At 61.5% G+C, this 25,152-nt stretch carries 19 protein-coding genes and 1 tRNA gene; 9 read left to right on the top strand and 11 right to left on the bottom strand.

Features of this window, described 5'->3' with window-relative positions; all coding sequences use genetic code 11:
• Positions 1-37 precede the first annotated feature (37 nt).
• Entirely contained in the window at positions 38-1,138 is a 1,101-nt protein-coding gene (locus BLW55_RS15735) for a diguanylate cyclase (protein ID WP_007008986.1), read from the top strand.
• Positions 1,139-1,151: 13 nt separating this feature from the next.
• On the opposite strand, the gene BLW55_RS15730 is transcribed toward BLW55_RS15735, so the two are convergent.
• From BLW55_RS15730 to BLW55_RS15715, 4 genes are all read right to left on the bottom strand, one after another.
• Positions 1,152-1,433 (bottom strand): hypothetical protein, encoded by a 282-nt coding sequence (locus tag BLW55_RS15730; protein WP_007008987.1) that lies wholly within the window; start codon positions 1,431-1,433, stop codon positions 1,152-1,154.
• Between the two features lie 169 nt (positions 1,434-1,602).
• Positions 1,603-2,217, bottom strand: coding sequence for a hypothetical protein (locus tag BLW55_RS15725; RefSeq protein ID WP_007008988.1), 615 nt, complete (start codon positions 2,215-2,217; stop codon positions 1,603-1,605).
• A 213-nt stretch (positions 2,218-2,430) separates the two neighbouring features.
• Positions 2,431-2,507, bottom strand: a tRNA-His gene (locus BLW55_RS15720).
• Between the two features lie 193 nt (positions 2,508-2,700).
• On the bottom strand, positions 2,701-3,183 hold the full coding sequence (locus BLW55_RS15715; RefSeq protein ID WP_090329427.1) for a phasin: 483 nt from the start codon (positions 3,181-3,183) through the stop codon (positions 2,701-2,703).
• A gap of 325 nt (positions 3,184-3,508) precedes the next feature.
• On the opposite strand from BLW55_RS15715, the gene BLW55_RS15710 reads away from it, so the two are divergent.
• From BLW55_RS15710 to BLW55_RS15700, 3 genes are all read left to right on the top strand, one after another.
• A complete protein-coding gene (locus BLW55_RS15710; protein WP_090329426.1) occupies positions 3,509-6,904 on the top strand; it encodes a histidine kinase dimerization/phospho-acceptor domain-containing protein in 3,396 nt (1,131 codons plus the stop codon).
• A 179-nt stretch (positions 6,905-7,083) separates the two neighbouring features.
• A complete protein-coding gene (locus tag BLW55_RS15705) occupies positions 7,084-8,142 on the top strand; it encodes a Fe(3+) ABC transporter substrate-binding protein (RefSeq protein ID WP_007008991.1) in 1,059 nt (352 codons plus the stop codon).
• Positions 8,143-8,232: 90 nt separating this feature from the next.
• Complete coding sequence (locus tag BLW55_RS15700) at positions 8,233-9,930, top strand: ABC transporter permease (protein ID WP_425286765.1); 1,698 nt, start codon at positions 8,233-8,235, stop codon at positions 9,928-9,930.
• Between the two features lie 303 nt (positions 9,931-10,233).
• Here BLW55_RS15700 and BLW55_RS15695 read toward each other — a convergent pair whose 3' ends face one another.
• The gene (locus BLW55_RS15695) at positions 10,234-12,192 is read right to left on the bottom strand and encodes an acetoacetate--CoA ligase (RefSeq protein ID WP_090329425.1); all 1,959 of its coding nucleotides are present in this window, start codon (positions 12,190-12,192) and stop codon (positions 10,234-10,236) included.
• A gap of 306 nt (positions 12,193-12,498) precedes the next feature.
• Here BLW55_RS15695 and BLW55_RS15690 point away from each other — a divergent pair, with 306 nt between their 5' ends.
• Positions 12,499-14,349 (top strand): AsmA family protein, encoded by a 1,851-nt coding sequence (locus BLW55_RS15690; RefSeq protein ID WP_244509101.1) that lies wholly within the window; start codon positions 12,499-12,501, stop codon positions 14,347-14,349.
• A gap of 15 nt (positions 14,350-14,364) precedes the next feature.
• Here BLW55_RS15690 and BLW55_RS15685 read toward each other — a convergent pair whose 3' ends face one another.
• The 5 genes from BLW55_RS15685 to BLW55_RS15665 all read right to left on the bottom strand — a co-directional run bounded on the left by BLW55_RS15685 (position 14,365) and on the right by BLW55_RS15665 (position 19,956).
• Positions 14,365-15,189: an ABC transporter permease gene (locus tag BLW55_RS15685; RefSeq protein ID WP_007008995.1), complete on the bottom strand. Its 825-nt coding sequence runs from the start codon at positions 15,187-15,189 to the stop codon at positions 14,365-14,367.
• A gap of 1 nt (position 15,190) precedes the next feature.
• Complete coding sequence (locus BLW55_RS15680; protein ID WP_090329423.1) at positions 15,191-16,102, bottom strand: ABC transporter permease subunit; 912 nt, start codon at positions 16,100-16,102, stop codon at positions 15,191-15,193.
• 6 nt (positions 16,103-16,108) lie between these two features.
• Positions 16,109-17,248 carry an ABC transporter ATP-binding protein gene (locus BLW55_RS15675; protein ID WP_090329422.1) on the bottom strand — a complete coding sequence of 380 codons (1,140 nt, stop codon included), beginning with the start codon at positions 17,246-17,248 and terminating at the stop codon, positions 16,109-16,111.
• 24 nt (positions 17,249-17,272) lie between these two features.
• Entirely contained in the window at positions 17,273-18,370 is a 1,098-nt protein-coding gene (locus BLW55_RS15670; RefSeq protein ID WP_007008999.1) for a polyamine ABC transporter substrate-binding protein, read from the bottom strand.
• 119 nt (positions 18,371-18,489) lie between these two features.
• Complete coding sequence (locus BLW55_RS15665; RefSeq protein ID WP_025031139.1) at positions 18,490-19,956, bottom strand: glutamine synthetase family protein; 1,467 nt, start codon at positions 19,954-19,956, stop codon at positions 18,490-18,492.
• Positions 19,957-20,056: 100 nt separating this feature from the next.
• Between BLW55_RS15665 and BLW55_RS15660 the strand changes: the two genes are divergently transcribed.
• On the top strand, positions 20,057-21,034 hold the full coding sequence (locus BLW55_RS15660; RefSeq protein WP_090329421.1) for an NADPH:quinone reductase: 978 nt from the start codon (positions 20,057-20,059) through the stop codon (positions 21,032-21,034).
• Positions 21,035-21,040: 6 nt separating this feature from the next.
• Here BLW55_RS15660 and BLW55_RS15655 read toward each other — a convergent pair whose 3' ends face one another.
• Complete coding sequence (locus BLW55_RS15655; RefSeq protein ID WP_090329420.1) at positions 21,041-22,486, bottom strand: helix-turn-helix domain-containing protein; 1,446 nt, start codon at positions 22,484-22,486, stop codon at positions 21,041-21,043.
• Positions 22,487-22,764: 278 nt separating this feature from the next.
• On the opposite strand from BLW55_RS15655, the gene aceA reads away from it, so the two are divergent.
• The 3 genes from aceA (at position 22,765) to BLW55_RS15640 (ending at position 25,081) form a co-directional block, all read left to right on the top strand.
• The gene (aceA, locus tag BLW55_RS15650; protein WP_007006957.1) at positions 22,765-24,054 is read left to right on the top strand and encodes an isocitrate lyase; all 1,290 of its coding nucleotides are present in this window, start codon (positions 22,765-22,767) and stop codon (positions 24,052-24,054) included.
• A gap of 36 nt (positions 24,055-24,090) precedes the next feature.
• Positions 24,091-24,336: an SMc00767 family acetate metabolism repressor gene (locus BLW55_RS15645; protein ID WP_090329419.1), complete on the top strand. Its 246-nt coding sequence runs from the start codon at positions 24,091-24,093 to the stop codon at positions 24,334-24,336.
• A 286-nt stretch (positions 24,337-24,622) separates the two neighbouring features.
• Positions 24,623-25,081 carry a response regulator gene (locus BLW55_RS15640; protein ID WP_244509100.1) on the top strand — a complete coding sequence of 153 codons (459 nt, stop codon included), beginning with the start codon at positions 24,623-24,625 and terminating at the stop codon, positions 25,079-25,081.
• Positions 25,082-25,152 lie beyond the last annotated feature (71 nt).

Here is a 25,152-nt window from a genome sequence, read left to right as displayed (position 1 = left end):
TGAACCTGTAGCATTCCGGCAGAATGAGGATGGTGTGATGACGACAGCGATGCTGGTTTCCGGCGTTTTGCAGAATTTGGGGATCGCCGCAATCGCTGCACTATTCTACGACATCGTCCTGCGCAGCTGCCCGACGCCGAGCGTACGGCATACGCTGGTTGCACTTGTCTTCGCCGCCGGTGCCGTCGGCTCGATGACGCTCCCGGTGGAGGTTGCACCCGGCATCATCTTCGATTTGCGCAATGCTTTCGTCATTCTTGCCATGAGCTTCGGAGGGTGGCTCGCCGTCGGTGCCACCACGCTTGCCGCTTTCGCCTACAGGCTCTGGCTGGGCGGTGCCGGGGCGCTCCCTGGTGGCGTCGGCATATTGATGTGTGCTGCTGCCGGCATTGTTTTCGCCCTCCATTTCAAACGCCGGCGCACCGGGCTTTTCGCATTCGCCGTGCTCGGTGTCTTCTGCGCCGCTTCGCTCGTCTCGATGTTTCTGCTGCCTTTTGAAACAGCCGTGGCCATCTTGATGAAAGTGGGCCCGGTGATGCTCGTCATGAACATTCTCGGCACGATGATTGTCGGCGGCATTGTTGATCGGCAGAAGCGCCAGTTTGAGCGCGAGAACACACTGACGCGGGAAGCCTCCACCGATTCTCTGACACGGCTTGCAAACCGGCGCGCCTTCGACATGCGCGGCCCCGACCTGATGGAAGCGGCAAGCCAGCGCGGCGATGCCTGCGCACTGATGCTGATCGACATCGATCATTTCAAACAGATTAACGATGCACACGGGCACGATGTCGGCGACAAGGTTCTGCAGCATCTGGCCGTTCTCGTCCGCTCCAATGTGCGAAAGACCGACCTCGTGGCCCGCTATGGCGGCGAAGAGATCGCGCTCGTTCTCCCGTCGCATGATGCAAAACGCGCCTTCGGCCTCGGCGAGCGCCTTCGCAAGGCCGTTGCCGGCACGCCCTATCGCCACGAAGGCACGCTGGAGATCAATCTGAGCGTGAGCATCGGTCTCTACGCCAGCGACGGCGTCGAAGATGTCGAGCCGTTTGCGACTGCTTTCAAACGCGCAGACATGGCGCTCTACCGTGCCAAGGAAGCAGGCCGGAATCGCGTCGAGATCGCGCTCGCCGCGTAATTCCCCCCTATACTCAGCGGCCGATCCGTCTCCACCGCTGAAGCAGTTCCGCTTCCATCCCCTTGAAGCAGAAATACAGGATTACGATCAGAATCCCCTTGGCGAGAATGGAAAGGAACTGCAAGAGCCCTCCATCGATGATGCCCATCAGGCCGTGGGTGGCGATAAATTCCAGATTCGCCATGGCGATGTTGATCAGCTGAAAAGACAGGAACGCGGTGGCGAACGCGCAGAACGCCATGACCAGAAACAGAAACAGCCAATGGTAACGCGACAGTCGAAACAGGTCTTTCATCGGCCTTACAATCCTCCCCGGCTTCACCTCAGATCGCGGCTCCTGCGTCAGCAGGTGAGATTATACCCGCTCCCGGCGCTTTTCGCACTCGGGTGAACCCGACTGGCAGTGCGGCAATGAAGATATCAAAACCGGCGGGGCGCGCCTTCGATTCCCACTATGAAGCGGCCTACAGGCGCCGTCGCACCACACCGTAGATCAACAGGCCCCCGCCGATGATTGACGTGGGCTCCCATGCGGTCGTGTCGATCGCAATCATGGCGCCGCCTCCGACGAGTTCGAGTGCATCGTGGACCAGTTTGCTGCGTTCTTCAGGCGTCGCCTGGATCGCTTCCCTTCTGGCCCGCTCGGCATAGCCGCAGCAAATGTCTCGCGCATTGTGGAACAGGCGATCAAGATTCTCGGCCTCGGCAATCCAGTTCTCGGCCTCACCGGTTCCCACAACTACATCCTGAAGCGCAGTCAGCAACCGGACCGCGACCCGTTCGTCCATCTGGGACTGTACGAGAAGCGCGCGCTCGCGCTGCGCGAATCTTTCGAAGAAGCCGCGAAAATCCTCAAGCCACCCCGGTGCATTGGTATCGACAGTGTCGCGCAGGGCGGTGACTTCCTCGAGATCCCTTGCGTAATCCGGATCGGCAAGCACCTCGGAGAAGGTCCGGCAACCGATTTCCAGGATCTCGGCCAGTTCCTCGTTTGAGATGGGCCGGTCAGGCGGCGGGAAACTCAGCCACATCCGGTTTGTCGCCATCACCCAGAATTTCTCGTCGACCAGAACGCCCATATCATCCTCCCATCCGCAGGCATGCCGGCAGTCTGGGAGAACGATCACCGATCGGCAAATGATAAAAAGGCGTAGGTTGCCGATGTCGGGCCGGTTCAGGACCCGCCAGCCGCGCCTTTCGGACAGTCCCGATCGCATCAAGGCTCGCCCTGCCGCTACAGCACAGCCGGGCGCGGCGATGAACGATGTAATCGGAATGGAACTTGGGGGAAATGGTACGGTTGGGTGGATTCGAACCACCGACCTCAGGAGCCACAATCCTGCGCTCTAACCAACTGAGCTACAACCGCACACGACCGGTGACCGGCAGCCGCGTCAATACGGGCAAATGATCGCTTTTTCAAGCCAAAAGAACAAAAGAAAAAAGACCGGGGGGAGGATCCCGGTCTTTTTCACAAGGGACCGAAGGGAGGAGGTTTCGGTCCCACTCGGCAGCGACGGGAGGAGGAGTGCGCTGCCGGACTTTTCTAAGCGCTAAACGCCTCAGGCGACGCGCAGTTCCTTGACGGTCTTCTCGAAGACGTCCTTCATCGGCTTGGCCACGGTTTCGGCCGACTTCTGCGAGGCAGCCTGAAAATCCTTGATCTGGTCCACAGCCACTTCCATGCGCTTGCGCATGAAGTTGCTCTGCATCTCGATCAGCTCGGCGAAGGAGCGGGCGCCAGCAAGAGCCTCAAGATGGGCCAGGTTGGCTTCGGTGCCCTCGCGCAGCGCGGCAATCGACTTCGTGGTGAACTCGTTGCCAGCCGATTTCGCATTCTCAAAGGTCGCCTCAAGAGCCTTCTGGGTCTCTTCGGCATTCACCTTCATGCGGGCATAAACTTCTTTCGTCTGCTCGGCGCTCTTTTCGGCGAAAGCGCGGAACTGCTCGCTCGCCTGCGTCGCGTCAAACGTCGGGAACTCAGCGGTCCCGTTGTCCTTCTGCGTGGTCTTGGTCATATCCGCGGTCCTTTGGTTCTCGTTCATGGCGGTTCTCCGTAGGGTTGACACCCGCCCGACAATTCATGGTGGCTATATAGCATCGGTTATTGTGCATTGCAACATCATTGTTGCGATGCAGCATTTTGCCTGTCTGCAGTTAACCAATCAGCGAGAATTCGTGCTCACGCGCCATTGGCATTTGTGGACCTCGCCGCCACATGCTTTTATTAATAAGGTGTTAACGTCGTTGTCGGGATGCCGCGTTCTGCGGTTGAGGATGGCAGCCCGATGCTGTTTGAACCGTTGCGGTTGTCGCGCCCTGCGAATCTTCGGCCGACCCGCGTGAAGAAAAATTGTCTGGCTCGTTTGAATGGCGTCTGTCTCATATTCCTTCGTTGACATTGCGGTTCTCAATCAGGTGCGCGAGCGCTTTGCCGCCGGCGACGCACTGCTCATCCTCACCACGGCGCTCGACACGGTGATCTGGGCAAACGGCCCCGGGGCGGCAATGATCGGCCATCGCAACATCGACGAGGCGATCGGCGCCGAAAGCGGCCTGTCCATGACGACCCGGCGTCAAATCTCTGCCACCCCCGGCTTTCCGAGAATTTCCAGCGAACGCACCGTCGCCACACGCCTTGGGCGTGGGCTCAGATCGCCCATTGTCAATCTGAGCGCATCCACAGTCGTTTTGCCCGGTGGCGAAGAGGCTATTCTTCTCGCGCGCAAGGCGGTTTCGACCCGCATGCGCGAGGACAGTTTCCGCGCCACAGCTGCCGTTGAAGGCTTCGACGCCGCAGACCAGTTCGCCGCTCTTGTGGATGAGCATGGCCTCGTTGCCGCTGCCTCGGGCAGTTTCCAGGCGCTCGGTATAGAGCGCGAAACGCTGCGCGCGCTGGTTGGCGAAGTGCGCGATGAGGAAGACCGCCTGGTCAAGCGCATGGTGGAGGGCGGCGGGCGCCGCCGGCCCGCCGCTTTTGCCAGGCTGACTGACGATCCCGCCTGGCATCTGCTTGTCGTCGTCGACGAGCAGAACGCACCGCTTCAGCAGGATGAGCCTCAGCCTCCGCAGCCGGTTCTAACGACCGGGGGCACCACGCCGCCACCGACTGTTTCGGACGCCGAAAACCCTGTGGCCGACGCGCCAGCGACTGTTTCGGCTTCGGAAGAACCGGACGGCACACCGGCACCTGTCGATGGCCCGCCGCCGGTCGAGAGCAACAGCAACGATGAAACTGCGCCGGAAGGCCCGCAGGTCATTGTGGATGGCGCCCCTGCCGGCCCGATCAAAGATGAAGCGGAAAGCGCACCTTCGGCTCCGGTGGAGCGACCACGAGGAACGGTCCGTTTTGCCTGGCGCACGGACGCGGAAGGCCGTTTTACTGCGCTGTCGGACGCCTTTGCCGAGGCGGTTGGCCCGGCGGCGGCCGATGTGATGGGCCGGCGCTTCCGCGATGTCTCAAACGCGTTCGGGCTCGATCCCGAAGGGCGCATTTCGGCGTTGCTCGAGCGCCGCGACACCTGGTCCGGCAGGACCGTCATGTGGCCACTGGAAGGCACGGATCTCAAAATTCCGGTCGATCTGGCCGCCCTGCCCATCTATGGCCGCGGCCGTATCTTCGAAGGGTTTCACGGGTTCGGTCTGGCGCGTATGAACGACGCGGTGACAGACCCGGAGGGCATCGGCCTCGTGCTGACACCTGGCGCTCCCCTGCCGACACGCGACACGCCGACGGACCCGGCCACGGAATCTGCAGACGAAGAGACCACGGAGCCGCTGCCGCTCGATGACCACGGGCCGGCCGAGGACCTTTCCGAACCGGCACCGGAATCCGTCGGTGACGCTGAACATGAGCCGGTCAAGATCATCCGTCTCGCCGAACATCGCGCTGCACCGGCCACGGAAGGCGGGCTGTCGCCGACGGAAACGACGGCTTTCCGGGAGATCGGTGAGCGACTGCGCCAGGAAAACCAGCAGGAGCAGGAACCCGAAAACCTCGATGCTTCGCCCGACACCGTTTCACCCGGTACAGGCGATACGGAACCGGACACCACACCGGACGCAACCGGCGATGTAAACGCAGAAGAAGAAGTGCCGGCCTCCTCAAAGAGCGAGGAACCGGTCAAGGGTGACGTGCAGTCAAAGCCTGCCGGAGCGCGTTCCGAAGATGTGCCCGCCCCACGGATGTCGTCTTCGGCCATCGTTCCGTCGGCGTTCTACACCATGCCTGCCGACAGTGACGGAAACAGCCCCGGCCTCCTGGCCGGTCTGCCGCTGCCCATCGTAATTCATGCGGGAGACACGCTCCACTATGCCAACAGCGCCTTTTTCGATCTGACCGGCTACGTGGACTTGAAAACGCTTGAGGCAAGCGGCGGTCTCGACGTGCTTTTCCCTGAAAGCTACGAGGTTTCGCAGGCCCCTGCCGACGCGCAGGCTTTGAAAATCAGGACGGCTCAGGGCGACGAGCTTGATGTGCACGCGCATCTTCAGTCTGTTCCCTGGCGCGATGGAAAGGCTCTGCTTCTTGCGCTGCAACCCATCGAAACCGGGACAGAAGCCGTTGCCGCAATCGCGGGAACAGGCGCAGCCGATGCGCAAGCCGAAGCGGTGAGCGACGCCGAACTCGACGCCCAGACCGCCGAGCTGCAGATGCATCTGGCCGAGATGCGGGCCATCGTCGATACGGCGACGGATGGCGTGGTGGTCATCGACAATGACGGCAATGTCCGCTCGACCAATCGGCCGGCGGAAGCGCTTTTCGGTTTTGACGATCAGGATGTAACCGGCAAACCCTTCACCGCACTCTTCGCCATCGAAAGCCAGGGAGCGGTGAGGACGCATCTGGAAAGCCTTTCCGACAATGGCGTTGCCAGCGTCCTCAATGACGGCCTGGAAGTGATCGGGCGCGAGGCCCAGGGGCGTTTCATCCCGCTTTTCATGACCATGGGGCGCCTGCCGCACAGCAGCGGTTTCTGCGCTGTCCTGCGCGATGTGACGCAATGGAAACGCGCTGCGGAGGAGCTGACCCAGGCGCGCGCCGAGGCCGAGCGTGCCTCCTCGCAGAAGTCGGAGTTTCTGGCGCGTGTCAGCCACGAGGTGCGGACACCGCTCAACGCGATCATCGGCTTTTCCGAGCTGATGCTCGATGAAAAGTTCGGCCCCATCGGCAATGACCGCTACCGCGACTATCTGCAGGACATCAACCGTTCGGGCAATCATGTGCTCGATCTCGTCAACGATCTGCTGGACATTTCCAAGATCGAAGCCGGCGAGCAGGAGATGCACTATGAGGCGGTGTCGCTCAACGATGTGCTCGGCGAAACCGTGGCCATGATGCAGCCGCAGGCCAATCGAGAGCGCGTCATCATCCGTTCGAGCTTCGCCTCGAATCTGCCGGATGTGGTCGCCGACCCGCGCAGCGTTCGCCAGATCGCGCTCAACCTTCTGTCCAATGCGGTGCGTTACACGCCCGCCGGCGGCCAGGTGATCATCTCGACAGCCTATAGTTCGGACGGGTCGGTCATCATGCGCGTGCGCGACACCGGCATCGGCATGAGCCCGGCAGAAATCGAGGAAGCGCTAAAGCCTTTCAAGCAAATCAACAGCTTGAAGCGCAAACGTGGTGACGGGACCGGCCTAGGCCTGCCGCTGACCCGCGCCATGGTAGAAGCCAATCGTGCCGCCTTTGCCATCAACTCGGTGCCCGGCGAAGGCACGCTTGTCGAGGTTTCATTTCCGCCGACACGCGTACTGGCCGACTGAGCAGCCGGCCAGATCACAGTCAGAAAAGATGACATTCGTAGTTTAGAATATTTCTAAACTAATGATATTGTTCGCATTTTTCTTGACGATCGGTGTTTTTTCCGCGAGATACAGCCGCACTGCGGAGCAAGAGCTGCGCATTCCCTGGGACCTTGAATCCCAAAGGTTTGGAGACACCAATGCTGACGAACAAACTGATCGCTGCCCGCGCCGGTCTTGCCGCGCTTGTCGCCGCGGGAACGCTTGCCACCACCCTGCCTGCTGCCCAGGCCGAGGGAACGGTGAACATCTATTCCTACCGCCAGCCCTTCCTCATCCAGCCGCTGCTCGACGCTTTCACCGAGAAGACCGGGATTGAGACCGAAGTCCTTTTCCTGGACAAGGGGCTTGAGGACCGTATTGCCGCGGAAGGCTCCAATTCGCCGGCAGACGTCATCCTCACGGTCGACATCGGCCGCCTGATGAATGCCAAGGAAAAGGGCATCACCCAGACCGTCGAAGACGAGACGGTAAATTCCGAAATTCCCTCCGAGTTCCGCGATCCGGAAGGCCACTGGTTCGGCGTCACCACGCGCGGCCGCGTTGTCTATGCCTCCAAGGACCGCGTCGAGCAGGACACCATCACCTATGAAGAGCTTGCCGATCCCAAGTGGAAGGGCAAGATCTGCATGCGCAGCGGCCAGCACAACTACAACATCGCCCTGTTCGCCTCGATGATCGCCCATCTCGGCGAGGAAAAGGCAGAAGAGTGGATGAAGGGCCTCAAGGCCAATCTCGCTCGCAAGCCGAGCGGCAACGACCGCGCGCAGGCGCAGGCCATCTATGCCGGTGAGTGCGATCTGGGCATCGGCAACACCTATTATGTCGGCCTCATGATCAACAATGAGAAAGAGCCGGAGCAGAAGGACTGGGCCGCTTCGATGAAGGTCCTGTTCCCCAATTCCGAGGATCGCGGCACTCATGTCAATATCTCAGGCATGGCCATGGCGAAGCACGCGCCGAACCGTGACAACGCGCTCGAGCTGATGCGCTTCCTGGGCAGCGCCGAGGCCCAGTCGATCTATGCCGAGACCAATTACGAATATCCGGTTCTTCCCGGCGCCACGGTTTCTGAAACCGTGCAGTCCTTCGGCAAGATCAAGCCGGACAGCCTGCCGCTTGCCGAGATCGCGAAGAACCGCAAGGCGGCCTCCGAAATGGTTGACCGTGTCGGTCTTGATGACGGCCCGGCGAGCTGATCCATCGTTAACACGTAAAAGCCGGGTCCTTTGCGGGGCCCGGCTTTTTGCATTTGCGGGGACACCCGCAATCGTATCGCACCTGTAGCCATGCCCCTCCAGCCAGCGCCGACAGCACCCCTTCGTGAACACCGTTTCCCCCGCGTTCGGGGAGAGCGCCACGGCGCCGCGCGGCTCGGCAGTCTCATGATCGCGCTGGCCGTCCTTCTTCCCGTCGCCACGATCCTTTTCGTCGCTCTTTCCGGCACGGGCGAAGCCTGGCCGCATCTCCTGCGCTACGTGCTGCCCCAGTCACTCGGCACGACACTCGCGCTGCTCGGACTTGTCGCCATGGGCACAGCCGTGATCGGTGTCGGATCGGCGTGGCTGGTGGTCGGCTACGAGTTTCCGCTGCGTCGGCTCCTCTCATGGGCGCTGGTGCTGCCGCTCGCCGTTCCCACCTATCTGGCCGCCTATGCCTTTGGCGAATTCTTCCACTATGTCGGACCGCTGCAGAGCACGTTCCGCGCCATCTTCGGTTTCGAAAGCGCGCGCGACTACTGGTTCCCCGACATCCGCTCCACCTGGGGCGCCGCCCTCGTGGTGACGTCCGTCACCTTCCCTTATGTCTATCTCACGGCCCGCGTCGTCTTTCTCATGCAGGGGCGCAATATTGCCGATGTGGCGCGCACGCTGGGCGCGCGGCCGGCGCGTGTCTTCTTCCGTATCCTGCTGCCCGTCGCCCGCCCGGCCATCGTCGCAGGCCTTGCGCTGGTGATGATGGAGACACTCAACGACATCGGCGCGGTGGAATATCTCGGCGTTCGCACGCTCACCCTGTCGGTCTATTCCACCTGGCTCAATCGCGGGAGCCTCGAAGGGGCGGCGCAGATCGCTTCCGTGATGCTTGTCATCGTCTTCCTGCTTCTGACAGCCGAGCAATGGGCGCGCCGCAAACAGCGCTTTCACAGCGCACGCGGCACCCAGATGCATGTGCGCCCGCCCCGTCTGCCGCTCCCCGGCTTCAAAGGCATTCTCGCAACCGGCGCCCTCATCCTGCCCATCCTGTCGGGCTTCGGCGTTCCGCTTTTCGTCTTTGGCCGCTATGTCTCGAAACGGCTCTACCAGTTTGCGGATCCGCAAGTTCTGCAGGCATTCCTGACCAGTGTCACAGTGGCCAGCGTCACCGCCATCGCGACCGTTGTCATCGCCCTTCTCCTTCTCAATGCCATGCGCCTCTCGCGCTCGCCCTACACCATGGCGCTGGTGCGGCTTGCCTCCATCGGATATGCCCTGCCCGGCACGATCCTCGGCCTCGGCCTGCTTCTCTCCCTCGCCGCCATCGACAACACGGTCGATAGCGCTGCACGCACCTATGGCGGCTTTTCCACCGGGCTTCTCCTGACCGGCACGGCAGCCTCCATCGTCATCGCCTGCACGATCCGCTTTCTGGCACTGGCTGAAAGCGCGGTCCGCTCGGGTCTGGAAAAACTGCCTCCCAATCTGGATCAGGCAGCCCGCAGCCTCGGCAAGACGGCGAACCAGAGCGCCATGAGCATTCTCCTGCCGCTTCTGAAGCCGGCTATCCTGACGGCGGCTATCCTCGTCTTTGTGGACACGGTGAAGGAACTTTCGGCGACCATTCTCCTGCGCCCCTTCGGCTTCCGCACGCTCGCCACGCACGTTTATGAAAACGCGTCCCGCGGCGTGGTGGAGGATGGTGCCGTCGCCGCGCTCCTCATCATCGCCACGGCCATCGTGCCGGTGATCCTTCTGTCACGCCCCCTGATGCGCGACCACAACACCTGACATCCATCCAATAGGCTTGCGTATGCCTGTGCCGCGCACGCGTGGACGCACCGGCAGTTCAGGCAAAAAAAAGCGCCCGGGAAAGGGCGCCTGTAGGATCTTGAATGCTGTCAAAAACGGGGCTTGGCGAACATCTGCATAAACAGAAGGAACCTTTGTCCGGCTCGTCAAGTTAGCCGACACTATCGCGGGCAAACCCTTAACAGAACCTTACCGGAATGCGGAGAAATTTACCGAACCGTACCACTTGTGAAGTCTCGGTAAATTTCGTCTTCATCCTTCCTTAACCAAGCCGCGCCGACATCAGGTGCTAAGCTCGGGAATGTCGCGGTAAAGGTCCAGCGCCTCGGGATTGGCAAGCGCTTCCCTGTTTTTCACCGCGCGGCCATGAACGATGTCGCGTACGGCAAGTTCGGTGATCTTGCCGGATTTGGTGCGCGGAATGTCCGCCACGGCCACGATGCGCGCAGGCACATGACGCGGGCTTGCTCCCGTCCTGATCTTGGTGCGGATGGTCTTTTCCAGCGCCTCGTCAAGCACCACGTCATCGGCGAGCCGAACGAAGAGCACGACCCGCACATCGTCTTCCCACTCCTGACCGATGCAGATCGCCTCGAGGATTTCCGGCAGCTGCTCGACCTGGTTGTAGATTTCCGCCGTGCCGATGCGTACGCCGCCGGGGTTCAGCGTCGCGTCGGAACGGCCATGGATGACAATGCCGCCATGCTCCGTCCACTCGGCGAAATCGCCGTGGCACCACACATTGTCGAACCGGTCGAAATAAGCCGCATGATATTTTTCGCCTTCCGGATCGTTCCAGAATCCGATCGGCATTGCCGGGAAGGCGCGCGTGCACACGAGCTCGCCCTTCCCTTGCTCAAGCGGACGCCCTTCGTCATCCCAGACTTCGACCGCCATGCCGAGCCCGGCCGCCTGGATCTCGCCGACCCAGACCGGCAGCGTCGGTACACCGAGCACAAAGCAGGACACGATGTCCGTTCCGCCGGAGATCGAGGCGAGATGAACGTCCTTCTTGATCCCCTCGTAGACGAAGGCGAAGTTTTCCGGCGCCAGCGGCGAGCCGGTCGACGAGATCGTTTCGACCGTTGAGAGATCGTGGCTTTCCATCGGCTTCAGGCCGGCCTTGCGCACCGCATCGATGAACTTGGCAGACGTGCCGAAATAGGTCATGCCCTCGGCATCGGCATAGTCGAAAAGCACGTTGCCGTCGGGATGGAACGGAGAACCGTCATAAAGCAGCAGCGTGGCCTCGGAAGCCAGCCCGCTCATCAGCCAGTTCCACATCATCCAGCCACAGGTGGTGAAGTAGAAGAGCCGATCGCCGGGCTTGAGTCCGGCATGCAGGCGATGCTCCTTCACATGCTGGAGAAGCGTGCCGCCCGCCGAATGCACAATGCATTTCGGGATGCCGGTCGTGCCGGAAGAAAACAGGATGTAAAGCGGATGCGCAAAGGGGAACCGCTCAAAGGCGAGTTCACCTGCCTCGTAGCCTGCCACCGCTTCGTCATAGGCCTCGGCCCTGTCGATCTTTGCGGCGGCCTCCTGCGCGTTACCGAGATAGTCGACAATCAAAGCCAGCTTAACGCCCGGCAGTTTGTCGAGAACCGTCGCCGTCTTGTCTGAAACATCGAAGGCCTTGCCGCCATACCAGTAGCCGTCCGGCGCAATGAAGACAGTCGGCTCAATCTGACCGAACCGGTCGAGCACGCCCTGGATGCCGAAATCGGGAGAGCAGGAGGACCAGACGGCACCAAGCGACGTGGCAGCGAGCATCGCTGCGAGTGTCTCGGGCATGTTGGGCATCATCGCCGCTACCCGGTCACCGGCTTTCAGGCCCCGGTCACGGAAGAGCTGCTGCAGACGCGATACCTGCGCACGCAGCGCATCCCAGGAAAGCCGGCGCTCGACCTTGTCTTCGCCGCGAAAAACCACCGCATCGCCGTTTCCCGAACCGCGCAGAAGGTTCTCCGCGAAGTTCAGCCGTGCATCGGGAAAAAATGACGCCCCGGGCATGCGGTCGCCATCGACCAGAATGCGCTCGCCCCTGTCGCCGATAACGCCGCAGAAATCCCAGACCAGCGACCAGAACGCCTCACGATCTTCAACCGACCAGGCATGGAGCGCGTCGTAGTCGGGCAGGCTACGGCCGGCCACCTTCTCGGCGCGCCTTGCAAAAGCCGACACGGGCGCCTCATTCTTCCGGGTTTCAGATGGTCTCCAAAGCGGCTCGGCTGCCCTCATCCTGTCCTCCTCATTGCCGTTCAGGCGATTGCTCTTCTTATGCGTTTCCGCACCGGAACGGCAATGGTCTCATGCGAAACAATTCCCTGCACCGCAGGCCAACCGGCCATTGCATTGCAGAAAGCGGTGCAATACCCGCCTGCAGCGCGACAAGTCCTTGAATTGCCATACGCCATGTTTAAACCCGTAAGGAGCTGTGAAGTCGGTTTGCCGGCATCGCTGCACCGTGGCATTTCAGAGCCACCAGTTAGACAGCGTTGAGTCCGGTTTGAAATTCGCCGGGCGGAGCGCCAGGGATGAGGTTCCATGCCCTCGTCGGCAATGAAGAAGAGCATATGGGCACTGGTGATTGCTGCCGTCCTTGCGGTGGCAGTAGTGGTATGCCTGCCGATCCTGGCCTCTACACAGATCGTGCGCGACAGCGTGGCCCAGCAGCTAAGCGCCTGGAGCGGCTATCGCGTCCGGCTGGACGATGCCCCCCAAATCCGTGTCTGGCCCTCTTTCAGCGCGGTGCTGAACGACGTCGTTCTGTCCGACTGGAACGACGATGGCGCCGCCGCCGTCATGGAAGCAGAGCGTGTCGAAGTCGACCTGTCGGCGCTCGCGGCCCTGCGCGGCAAGGTCGTTTTCACCAAAATACGCCTCGTGCGGCCGGTCCTGCGGCTTGACGATACGGACGGGATGATGCGCGTGCCGTCGATCCCGAACTGGGGCAGGCTCGCCCAATCGGTGGAGGTGGCGCGCGAGCTGCTGGCCGCCGATCCCGCAGCACCCGATAAAACGGCACTGCCGAGCGATAGTTTTGCGACGGTCGAAGTCGAGGACGGTCGCGTGATCACCCTAAGCGGAGCCAGCAGGCCGCCGCTTCTGAGTGGTTTCACCGGGACATTCAACTGGCCTGCGCTCAACCGTGCCGCCACCCTTTCCGCCAGAGGCATCTGGCATGGCGAAAGCATCACTGTTGACGCTTCCACGGAAGAGCCACTCCTGCTGCTTGCCGGCGGCAAGACCGCCCTTTCGCTTACGGTCAAAAGCGCGCCGCTGACGCTCTCTTTCAAGGGAGAAGCCGACCTCGTTGGCGGAGCCTTCGTCAACGGGACTCTGGAAAGCTCCGCCCCGTCATTGCAGCGGGTGCTGGAGTGGACCCTGCTGGAAGACTGGCCCGGCAGCACGATCAAGCCCGCGAAGCTTCGCAGCACAATCATCGGCGATGCCAAGCGCATAAAGTTCGAGACCGCGGAGTTCAGTCTTGGGGATAGCAACGCGACCGGCGTGTTCGACGTGGCGTTTACCGATCAGCGTCCGACCATCTCCGGCACGCTTGCCTTCAATGCACTCGATCTCGGCACGCTGCTGAAGACCCTTGCGCCCGAGCCCGACGCGCCAACCCAGGCGGCGGCCGCTCCGTGGGCGCATGATCTCAATTTCGACCTTCGCCTTTCGGCCACACAGGCGACAGCCGGATCCGTGTCGATGACCGACGTGGCCGCAACCGCACAGGTTCGCGACGGGCTGGTCAGCCTCGATATTTCCGACGCCACGGCGTTTGGCGGCATGCTTCAGCTCGGCATCCGGCTCGACAATGTGGAAGGCCGCGATCATGCGGAGCTCCGCATTGCGGCCGAGAACATCGACGGCGGTCTGATGGGAGAGAAGCTTCATTTCACCGCCTTCATGCCGAAGGCCAAAGGGTCGTTTTCCGTGTTTCTGAAAGGGCATGGAGAAACGCTGAACCAGATCCTTGAAACATCCGACGGTTCGATCTCGGCCAATTTCGGCAAGGGCAGCATTGTCGGCCTCAATCTCGAGACTTTTCGGGAGCACAACGACAAGGGCAGTTTTTTCCCCTTGCAGGACATTGCCGATGGCGAACTCCCCATCGAGGGCGCGGATTTGAAGGCCACACTGGCTGGCGGCATTGCATGGATCGATACCGCGGAAGCGCGCCTGAGCACCGGAGAAAAGATCACAATCGGCGGGCTCGTGCCTTTTGCCGGCCGCGGCATTGCCCTTTCCGGAAGCATTCTTCCGCCGGGGCCACCTTCCGGCGAGGAGACTGCCGCGGAGGAAAGCAGTGCGGGTCAGGGGCCGCGCGAAACCTTCTTCGTCGGCGGCTCCTGGAATGCGCCCTTTATCGCGCCCTTTCTGATCGAATAGCCGGCTTCGCCCCGCTCAGGCCACCACTCTCATGGCTGCCCGCTCGTCGCGGCGACGCTGAATTTCCTGCCGCTTGGTGACAATCGATGCGGCAATCACGCCCATCGCCACGATCCCGATCAGTATGGTGCAGACCGCGTTTATTTCCGGCGTCACACCAAGGCGCACCTGGCTGTAGATCTTCATTGGCAGGGTCGTCGCACCGGGGCCGGATGTGAAGCTCGCAATCACCAGATCGTCGAGTGACAGGGTGAAGGCCAGCATCCAGCCTGAAATCACCGCTGGCAAAATCACCGGCAACGTGACCTGGAAAAACGCCTTCACCGGCGTCGCGCCGAGATCGAGCGCAGCCTCTTCGAGCGACTGGTCAAAGCTCATGAGGCGGGACTGAACCACCACGGCAACGAAACACATGGAGAAGGTGATGTGCGCGATCGTGACGGTGAAAAACCCGCGATCGAAATTGATCGCCACGAAGAGAAGCAGAAGCGAAAGGCCGGTGATGACTTCCGGCATGACGAGGGGTGCGAACACCATGCCGGAGAACAAGAGACGGCCGCGAAAGCGCGTGTAACGTGTCAGCGCAATGGCTGCCATCGTGCCGAGCACGGTTGCCACCGTCGCCGACAGGAAGGCAACCCGTGCCGTCACCCAGGCCGCATCCATCAGGCCACGATTGGAGAAAAGCTCCACATACCACTTCGTCGAGAAGCCCGCCCACACCGTGACGAGACGCGACTCGTTGAACGAGTAGATCACCAGGAGAAGGATCGGCAGGTACAGAAAGGCAAAGCCCAGCACGAGCGACACGATGTTGAAGCGTCCCCAGCTTCCAGCCATGCTAATTCCCCGCCTCGCGTGAACGCGCCTGTGAGCGCTGGAAGAGTATGATCGGCACGATCAGGATCAAAAGGAGGATCACCGCCACGGCAGATGAAACCGGCCAGTCGCGATTGTTGAAGAACTCGGTCCAGAGTGTCTTGCCGATCATCAGGGTCTGCGATCCGCCGAGCAGATCGGGAATGACGAATTCGCCCACCGCCGGAATGAACACCAGCATGCAACCGGCCACCACGCCCGGCAGAGACATGGGGAACGTCACCTTCCAGAACGCAGCCATGGGCGGACAGCCGAGATCGCGCGCAGCCTCGATCAGAGACCCATCCATCTTTTCCAGCGTCGAATAGAGCGGCAGAACCATGAAGGGCAGATAGGAATAGACGATGCCGATATAGATGGCGGTCGTGGTGTTGAGGATGACGAGCGGCTCGTCGATCACCCCCAGGAACATCAGGAACTGGTTGAGCAGCCCCTCCGGCTTCAGGATGCCGATCCAGGCATAGACGCGGATCAGGAAGCTAGTCCAGAAAGGCAGGATCACCAGCATGAGCAGCGTCGGCCTGATCGAGGCCGGTGCACGCGCCATGCCATAGGCGATGGGATAGCCCACGGCCAGCGTGATCAGGGTCGAAACCGTGGCGATCCAGATGCTCGAAAGATAGGCATTCACATAGAGCGGATCGTCCAGAAGCCACAGGTAATTGCTGAACGAAAGAGCGCGGGCTTTCTCGAAGAACGCCGCAAATCCGGCGAAGAGGTCGAAAACCGGCTGATAGGGCGGCATGGCGAGTGCCGGTTCCGAAAGCGAAATCTTGAAGACGATCAGAAACGGCGCGAGGAAGAACACCAGCAGCCACAGATAGGGCAGAGCGATGACGAAGCGGGCTGCGATTGCGGAGATGAAGCGCGCCATCGTCAGCTACCGCGTCAGCACGACGCCGGCATCCGCCGGGAAGGACACCCATGCCCGGTCATGCCATGTCAGCACATCTTCCACCGCACGGCGGCGGTTGATGCTGCTAGCCTTGACGATGCGGCCGTCATCGAGCTTGACGTGGTGGATGGTCATGTCGCCCAGATAGGCGATGTCCCAGACCTCACCCTCCACAGCATTGACCGCGCTTTCCGGGCGGTTGCGGGATATGTCGATCTTCTCGGGACGGACGGCGAACCACACATTCGCCCCCTTCTCCGCGCCGGCGCCATTGAGCACCGAAAGCTCGAAGCCGGATGCGTCCGCAATCCGCGCCGTCTCCCTGTCGGCAGCCGTCACGGTTCCCTCGAACATGTTGATCGAGCCCACGAAATCGGCAACGAAGCGCGAATTCGGCGCCTCGTAGATCTCCGCCGGGGTCGCCACCTGGATGACATTGCCCCTGTCCATCACCGCGATGCGGTCGGCCATGGTCATCGCCTCTTCCTGATCGTGGGTGACGACCATGAAGGTGAGGCCGAGATCGTATTGCAGGTCGACCAGTTCGAACTGTGTCTCTTCGCGCAGCTTCTTGTCGAGCGCGCCCAGCGGCTCGTCCAGCAATAAGAGCTTGGGCCGTTTGGCGAGCGAACGGGCAAGCGCCACACGCTGACGCTGGCCGCCCGACAGCTGGTGCGGCTTGCGCTTGGCGAAAGGTTCGAGCTTCACCAGCTTCAGCATGGCAGCGACGCGGTCGGCGATCTCGTCGGCCGGCATCCGGTCCTGCTTCAGGCCGAAGGCAATGTTCTTCTCCACCGTCATATGCGGGAAGAGCGCATAGGACTGGAACATCATGTTGACGGGCCGCCTGTGCGGGGGGATGCCCGAAAGATCCTGCCCGTCAAGGAAGATGCGGCCGGAAGTGGGCTGCTCGAAACCCGCCAGCATGCGCAGAAGCGTGGTCTTGCCGCAGCCCGAAGCGCCCAGGAGCGCGAAGAACTCGCGCTCATAGATGTTGAGAGACAGGTCATCGACCGCCGTGAAATCACCGAACGTCTTGGTGACATTCTCGAACGAGATATACGGCCTCGCCTGGGGATCGGCCCAGGGTGCGAAGCTGCGACGTGTGCTGCCGAGCGATTTCATCGGCGTCCCCTGCCCTGAATCCGCCTACTGACCCGTCACCACCTTGGTCCACATGCGCGTCACCTGACGCTGCGTGCGCATGTCATATGGGAGCGGCGCCTGCAGTTTCTCCATAGTCGCCTCGTCGGGATAGACAGCCGGGTCGCCCACGACTTCTTCGTCCATCTCTGCCTGCGCTGCCTTGTTGCCATTGGCATAGACGACATAGTTCGACGCCTTGGCGATCACGTCGGGACGCATGATGTAGTTGAGGAACTCGTGCGCCTCCTCGACATTCTTTGCGTCCGCCGGGATCGCCATCTGGTCGAACCAGAGCATCGCGCCCTCCTTGGGGATCGCATAGCCGACCGTCACGCCCTGATCTGCTTCCGCCGCACGATCACGCGCCTGGAAGATATCGCCCGAATAGCCGAGCGCCAAGCAGATGTCGCCATTGGCAAGACCGTTGATGTATTCGGAAGAGTGGAACTTGCGCACATAGGGGCGAACCGAAAGAAGCAACTCTTCCGCCTTGGCAAGATCGTCCGAAGACGGTGTGTTTGGGTCAAGGCCCAGATAGATCAGGGCCGAGCGCACCACCTCACTGGCCGAATCCAGCATATAGATGCCGCAATCCTTAAATTTCGCTGCCAGTTCCGGCGTGAACATCACATCCCAGGTATCGACCTTCGCCGTGCCAAGAATTTCCTCGGCCTTGCCGACATTGTAGCCAACGCCCGTCGTGCCCCACATGTAGTTGATGGAGTGTTCGTTGCCCGGATCATAGACGGCCACGCGGTCGCTGATCATGTCCCACATGTTGGAAATGTTGGGAAGTTTGTCCTTGTCGAGCTTCTGGAAGACGCCGGCGCTGATCTGACGGCCAAGAAACTCGCCCGACGGCACCACCACGTCATAGCCCGAGCCGCCCGCGAGCAGCTTGGTCTCCAGGATTTCGTTGGAATCGTAGACGTCGTAGACGACCTTTATGCCCGTTTCCTCGGTGAAATCCTCAAGGATCGCATCATCGATATAGTCCGACCAGTTGTAGACATTGACGACGCGGTCCTGTGCATTGGCCGCCGCCGAAACGGCAATCGCTGCAAGGGAAACGCAGGATGCAAGAAGGGTTTTACGCAGCATGGAATTTCTCCCCAAGGGATTGTTTTTGCCAGCGCGCAAATCGCCACCGGCACCCGCAAGTTTTTTTCAACCCTATTGTCGTTTCGGAAATGCGACAAGCGGCAAATTTCTGTTTGGGCTCAAAGATAAGTGGTGCGTTCCAGCGGCGTGATCTCGCTCCAGAAGGCGATGATTTCCGCGCGCTTCAGATCACGATAGACCTTTGCCAGAAGGGGCCCGAGCGCCCGATCGATGAAACGGCTTTTTAACGCAAGCTGGAGGGCGTCATCCATGTCGTCGGGCAGTTCACGGCCGAGATCCGCCGTCTCGTCATAGGCGCTGCCTTCCACCGGCGGCGGCGGCTTCGCACCCGCTTCGATCCCCTCGATCATGCCCTGTATGATCGCCGCCATGACGAGATAGGGATTGGCGTCCGCGCCCGAAATCCGGTGCTCGACGCGCCGGTTTTCCTCCGTCGAGACCGGGATGCGCAGCGCCACCGAGCGGTTGTTTTCCGCCCACACTGCATGGGTGGGCGCATAGGAGCCGGGCGTGATGCGCCGGAACCCGTTCCAGGTGTTGATGTAGAGAATGAGAGATTCGGGCATGGTGTCGATGAGGCCGGCGACAGCCGAAAGCAGCCGCTCGCGACCCGTCTCTCCGGCAAAGATGTTCTGCCCGTCCGCATCGAGCATGGAGGTATGCACATGCATGCCATTGCCGGCGTAGTCGATGAAGGGCTTTGCCATGAAGGTGGCTGTCAGCCCATGCTCGCGCGCGCAGCCCATCACGATGCGGCGCAGGAGAATCACGTCGTCGGCCGCCCGCAGCGGGTCTGCCCGATGTTTCAGATTGACCTCGAACTGGCCGGGCGCGGCCTCCTTGATGATCGTGTCGATGGGCAGGTTCTGTGCGTCCGCAGCATCGCGGATCATGTCGAAGAGTGCTGCGTTCTCGGCCAGATCGTCTAGCCCGTACATGCGCAGACGGTCCGGTCCCTCGCCAGCGCCAAGCGGTGTGGGCATGCCGGCCGGGTCCTGCTTTTCAGGATCGAGCAGATAGAACTCCAGCTCAAACGCGGCGACAGGGAAAAATCCCTTAGCATTTGCCTCCGCCACCTTGTGCTTCAGCACCTGGCGTGAATCCGCCATGAAGGGCTCACCCTCCGGCGTGAAGGTCTGGAGCAGAACCTGCGCCGTCTTGCGCCTGGCCCATGGGACGATCGCAAGCGAGCCACGCGTCGCCCGACAATAGCCGTCCTTGTCGCCGGTTTCGATGTGAAGCCCCGTTTCCTCGACCTCACGCCCCCATACATCGAGGCCGTGAAGAGACATGGGAAAGTTCACACCCTCCTGAAATGCCTTTTTAAGGCTGTCGCCCGGCGCCCATTTCCCGCGGATGATGCCGTTGGGATCAACGATTAGAAACTCGACCGCCTCTAGGTCCGGGTGTTCTTCGACAAAGGCGCGGTACTCCGCCTCGTGCTCGGCCGAGATGAAATCCCCACAGGGGCCGGCGCCTTTTGTTGAAATCTCCCCGCCTGCTTCTGGTGAAACGGAAGAACTGGGCTTAACGTCAGTGTCGATAGTCGTTTCGGGGCGGTTCAAGATTGACCTGCGTCATGGTTGCGGATGACAAAGCCTGCGCCGGATTTTCAAACCTTGTCAATGGCTGGAAACACGGCAGGAGTGGGGGCGGGAGCGAGCGGTGAGAGCAGCATGGTATGAACGCAACGGCACGGCACGCGACGTTCTGGAGGTGGGTGACATGCCTCTTCCCGCGCCCGGCCCCGGCGAAGTGCGTGTTCGGCTGGCCACCTCGGGCGTCAACCCGTCCGACGTGAAGGCGCGGCGTGGACGCCCGCTCAATGCCGGGCGCGTCATTCCACACAGCGACGGCGCCGGAGAGATAGACGCTGTCGGGCCCGGCGTGGATCATGGTCGTGTCGGCCAGCGCGTCTGGGTTTGGAATGGCCAGTGGCGACGTCCCTTCGGCACCGCCGCCGAGGCGATCGTATTGCCGGAAGCGCAGGCTATTTCCCTGCCGGCAAATGTCGATTACGCGACAGGAGCATGTCTCGGCATTCCCGCGCTGACAGCCATGCATGCCGTGAACCTCTTCGAGACCGTCAGCGGCAAGACACTTCTCGTCACGGGCGCTGGCTCCTCTGTCGGGCACTACGTCACCCAGATCGCCAAGGCCCGCGGGGCCCGTGTCATTGCCACGGCCTCGCCGGGCCGGGCCGCCCACGCCCGGGCTGCGGGCGCTGATTTCGTCATCGACTACAAGGCGAAAGACGTGGCCGCCACGGTGAAGGGGCTCACCTCCGGCAAGGGCGTGGACGGCCTCATCGACATGGACCTCTATTCCACCACCGCGATCATCTCCAATGGTGCGCTGGCGCCCCATGGCAAGATCGTCTGCTACGGTTCCAGCATGCAGGGCGACATACCCGTTTCGTTTCCCACACTGTTGTGGAACAGCCTGACCCTGCAGGTCTTTGTGGTCTACGAACTGCTCACGAAAGAACGAGAAACCGCGATCGGCCAGCTTACCGCCATGCTTGAAAAGAACAGTCTGAAACACGCCATCGGCGAGCGCTTCGCCCTGCGCGACATCGTCAAAGCGCACGAAGCCGTGGAACGCGGCGATGTTGTCGGCAATGTGGTGCTCGATATCGCCTGACAGGCATCACTGAAAGTCGAACGCGGATAGGCCCGTCACCATCTCATCGAGCCCGAGCGGCCTTGTCACCGGCGGCTCGGCACGGGCAAGACAGCCCGCCCGTTCGCACAGACGGCAGGCCGGCCCGACCGGCGTGAGCGCATGGGTCGGCGCGCCTCCCGCCTTGCCCGGCGCACCCGGCAGCGCATCACCATAGACCACGCTCTCTCGAAATCCGAGATCACACCCCAGCAGAAGCGCCGTCCGCCGCGGGCGTTCGGCAAAGGCGCCCTGCGGTCCCTCCAGCGTGCGTGCGACTGTCAGGAATTCGGCGCCATCGGGCATTTCCACCGCCTCCACCAGCACCTGCCCCGGCTGCGCGAAAGCTGCATGAACGGCCAGCTTCGGGCACCCGCCGCCGAAGCGCGCCTGCGGAAAGCCCAGCGCGCCCGCCTTGCGGAAACGGTTGCCCGCATTGTCCACTTCGAGCATGAAGAATGGCACGCCCGATGCACCCGGCCGCGCGAGCGTCGTCAGCCGGTTCGCCGCCTGCTCAAATGACACGCCGAAGCGCGATTTCAGCACATCCACATCGTAGTGCGCGCGTTCGGCCGCCGACAGGAATGCCTGATAGGGCATCATCAACGCGTGTGCCGCATAGCGCCCGAGTTCAAACCGCGCGAGCCTGCGGGCCTCGTTGCTCGACAGTTTCAGAATCTCGATCTCAGCGGCAATCGCCACTGACATGCGCAGCAGGCAGGCCTCCATGGCGATCTCGCGCAGTTGGTCGGCCGGCGACAGCCGTTCGGAAATGAAAAGGCGCTGCGAATGGCGATCGTATCGCCGCCGCCAGTTCGGCATGGTCGCCACGGGAAGCAGACGCACCACGATGCCGTGCTCCTGTTTCAGCCACCCCCTGATGGCTCCGGAAAGATCGTCGCCCGGCCCAATCAGCTTGTGGAAGCTTTCCGCCTCTTCTTCGAGAGATGCGAAATGGTTCGCGTGACGCTCGAATGTCTCGCGCACCTCGTCAATCGGCAGACGCGTTGCGGAAATGGCGGTGGTGCGCCCTTCCCGCGCCAGCATCTCTGAAAGATCCGACATGCGATCCGCCTGCTCGCGATAGGCGCGGTAGAGTTTTACGAGCGCCGCCGCCGCGTTGGGCGCAGCCTCGGCCACATCCACCAGTTCCTGCTCACCGGGCAGCTCACCCGCAAGAAGCGGATCGGAAAACACCTCTCGCAGCGCCGCGAGCGAAAGCCCCGCCTCACCCTGCAGCTCATCCGGATCGACCTTATAGACAGAGGCGAGCTTCAGAATGAGCGAAACGGTGAGCGGCCGCTGGTTGCGTTCGATCAGGTTCAGATAGGACGGCGAAATGCCCAGCCCTTCGGCCATCGCTGTCTGGGTCAGCCCCTTGGCTGTGCGAATGCGCCTGATGCGCGGCCCGGCGAATATCTTCTGGTTGGCCATGATGGAATCCCGTTGTTCTCGGCGTCCCCGGCGACACGCGGCCGTTCCGCTTTACACGACTTTACAAAACTGTCGCACAAACCCGCCCTTACATAATTTACAAATTTACACATCCACTCTGTCAAATTCCAGACATGCTGACACGAAAATTTCGGCGAAAATCCGGTTTTCTCTCCGCTTTCGCTGCGCCGCAATGTAAATCCTGTAACGAAACCGGGGCGCAATGACACCCAGTCAGGCAGCTCCGCCAGTGAAACAAATCCTGTACGGAGACAATTATGACGGATTTTTACAACCTTGTTCCCGGTGCTGCGGAAGGCCGCTTCGATGGCATTGAGCGTCCCTACACGCCACAGGATGTGCAGCGCCTGCGCGGCTCGGTCACCATCCGTCACACGCTCGCCGAGGAAGGCGCAAAGCGCCTCTGGAAGCTCATCCACGAAGAGGACTTCGTCAACGCGCTGGGCGCACTCTCCGGCAACCAGGCCATGCAGATGGTCCGTGCCGGCCTGAAGGCGATCTATCTCTCCGGCTGGCAGGTTGCCGCCGACGCCAACACCGCTTCGGCCATGTATCCGGATCAGTCTCTCTACCCGGCCAATGCCGGTCCCGAGCTCGCCAAGCGCATCAACCGCACGCTGCAGCGCGCCGACCAGATCGAGACGGCGGAAGGCAAAGGCCTGTCGGTCGACACCTGGTTCGCGCCCATCGTGGCCGACGCGGAAGCCGGCTTCGGCGGCCCGCTCAACGCCTTCGAGCTGATGAAAGCCTATATCGAGGCGGGTGCAGCAGGCGTCCACTTCGAAGACCAGCTTGCGTCTGAAAAGAAGTGCGGTCATCTGGGCGGCAAGGTTCTGATCCCGACGGCCCAGCACATCCGCAATCTGGACGCCGCGCGTCTTGCAGCCGACGTCATGGGCGTGCCGAGCCTGGTCATCGCACGCACCGACGCCGAGGCCGCCAAGCTGCTCACCTCCGACATCGATGAGCGCGACCAGCCATTCGTCGATTACGAGGCAGGCCGCACGGTCGAGGGCTTCTACCGCGTGAAGAACGGGCTCGACGCCTGCATCGCCCGCGCTGTCGCCTATGCACCGCACACGGACCTGATCTGGTGCGAAACATCGAAGCCGGATCTGGAGCAGGCGCGCAAATTCGCCGAGGGCGTTCACAGGGCGCATCCGGGCAAGCTGCTCGCCTACAATTGCTCGCCGTCCTTCAACTGGAAGAAGAACCTGGACGACGCGACCATCGCCAAGTTCCAGCGCGAGCTGGGTGCCATGGGCTACAAGTTCCAGTTCATCACGCTGGCCGGCTTCCATCAGCTCAACTTCGGCATGTTCGAGCTGGCACGCGGCTACAAGGACCGACAGATGGCGGCCTATTCGGAGCTGCAGGAAGCGGAGTTCGCGGCGGAAGCCAATGGCTACACCGCCACCAAGCACCAGCGCGAAGTCGGCACCGGCTATTTCGACGCCGTGTCCATGGCCATCACCGGCGGCCAGTCTTCGACCACCGCCATGAAGGAATCCACCGAAACCGACCAATTCCGCCCGGCAGCGGAATAACCCAACGGCCGAAACGGCCGGGAAAGGAGAACGGAAATGACACCGAACACCCGCGTCAAGGAACGAGCAGAGGAACAGTCGAGCGCCATGTCGGCCGACCAGCAGGCCCTGATCCGCATGGTGGCAAACGACCTGCACAGGCTCAACCAGTCGGTCATGAAGGCGGTCGATTCCGGTGTGTCCGTGGAACTGGTCCGCTCAGCACGCCATCATGGCGGGGAGGGAAACTGGGGCGACCTCTTGGTGCCGGTCATCGTCACCAATCGTCTGGCCGGCTCCTGACACCGGCCTGACGACCTCCAGTCGAGCGCCCGCGCAAGGTCTCCTGCGCGGGCGCTTTTTCTTGTTCACGGGCAGTCCGTGACCCAATGATCAAACAATACAAACGATTCAGGTTTGAAGAAAATCTTCGCCACCACACCGATGGCCAACAAATATTGATTGCGAAACAGGCACATGCCGATTCTGACATATTTGTAACTTGACTTCTCAACTATAGTGACATTGATTTTCCCCAACTCTCAACCGGGCATTGAAATTCACAATCCAGCCGATGGGCGAGCATATGATGGTAGACAGACATGCAACCGACTGGCCTTGCGATGGGAAAGGCGCGGGCGTAGCGGGGTCCTGTGTTGCCGACCCAGCGCAGGCCCTGGTCATCGCCGCCTCCCCCATCAACCGCATCGTGCTCACGCGTATTGCCCAGCGCGCCTACCTGAAGGTCCAGGCGATGGAGCCCGTGGAAGCGAGGCGTATTCTTTCTGCAGTGTCGCCGCTGTCCCGCCCGGGCCTGGTGATCGTCGACATCGACGCGCAGGTGCAGATGTCGGACGATCTGTTCCTGCATCTGGAGCAGCACAGAAATGCCTCGCCGCGCCGGCTCCCAATCGTCATCACCATCATCCCTTCCCGCCTTGATGCTTCTCCAACGGTCGAGCATGTGGATGCGCGCGTGGTTCGCCCCGTGACACCGGAGACACTGCAGCCCGTCATCCAGCGCCTGCTGACGGCTGTGCAGGCGTGAGACTGGGCTCTTCCCTTTCCTTCAGACCCAAGTCTATACTCCGGCATCCAAACAATAATCCCTGGTGATTG

This window comes from Nitratireductor aquibiodomus (assembly GCF_900105565.1).
Taxonomy (GTDB): Bacteria; Pseudomonadota; Alphaproteobacteria; order Rhizobiales; family Rhizobiaceae; genus Nitratireductor; species Nitratireductor aquibiodomus.
The sequence above is the reverse complement of the archived record's forward strand: the minus strand, read 5'-3'. Positions and strand labels throughout refer to the sequence as shown.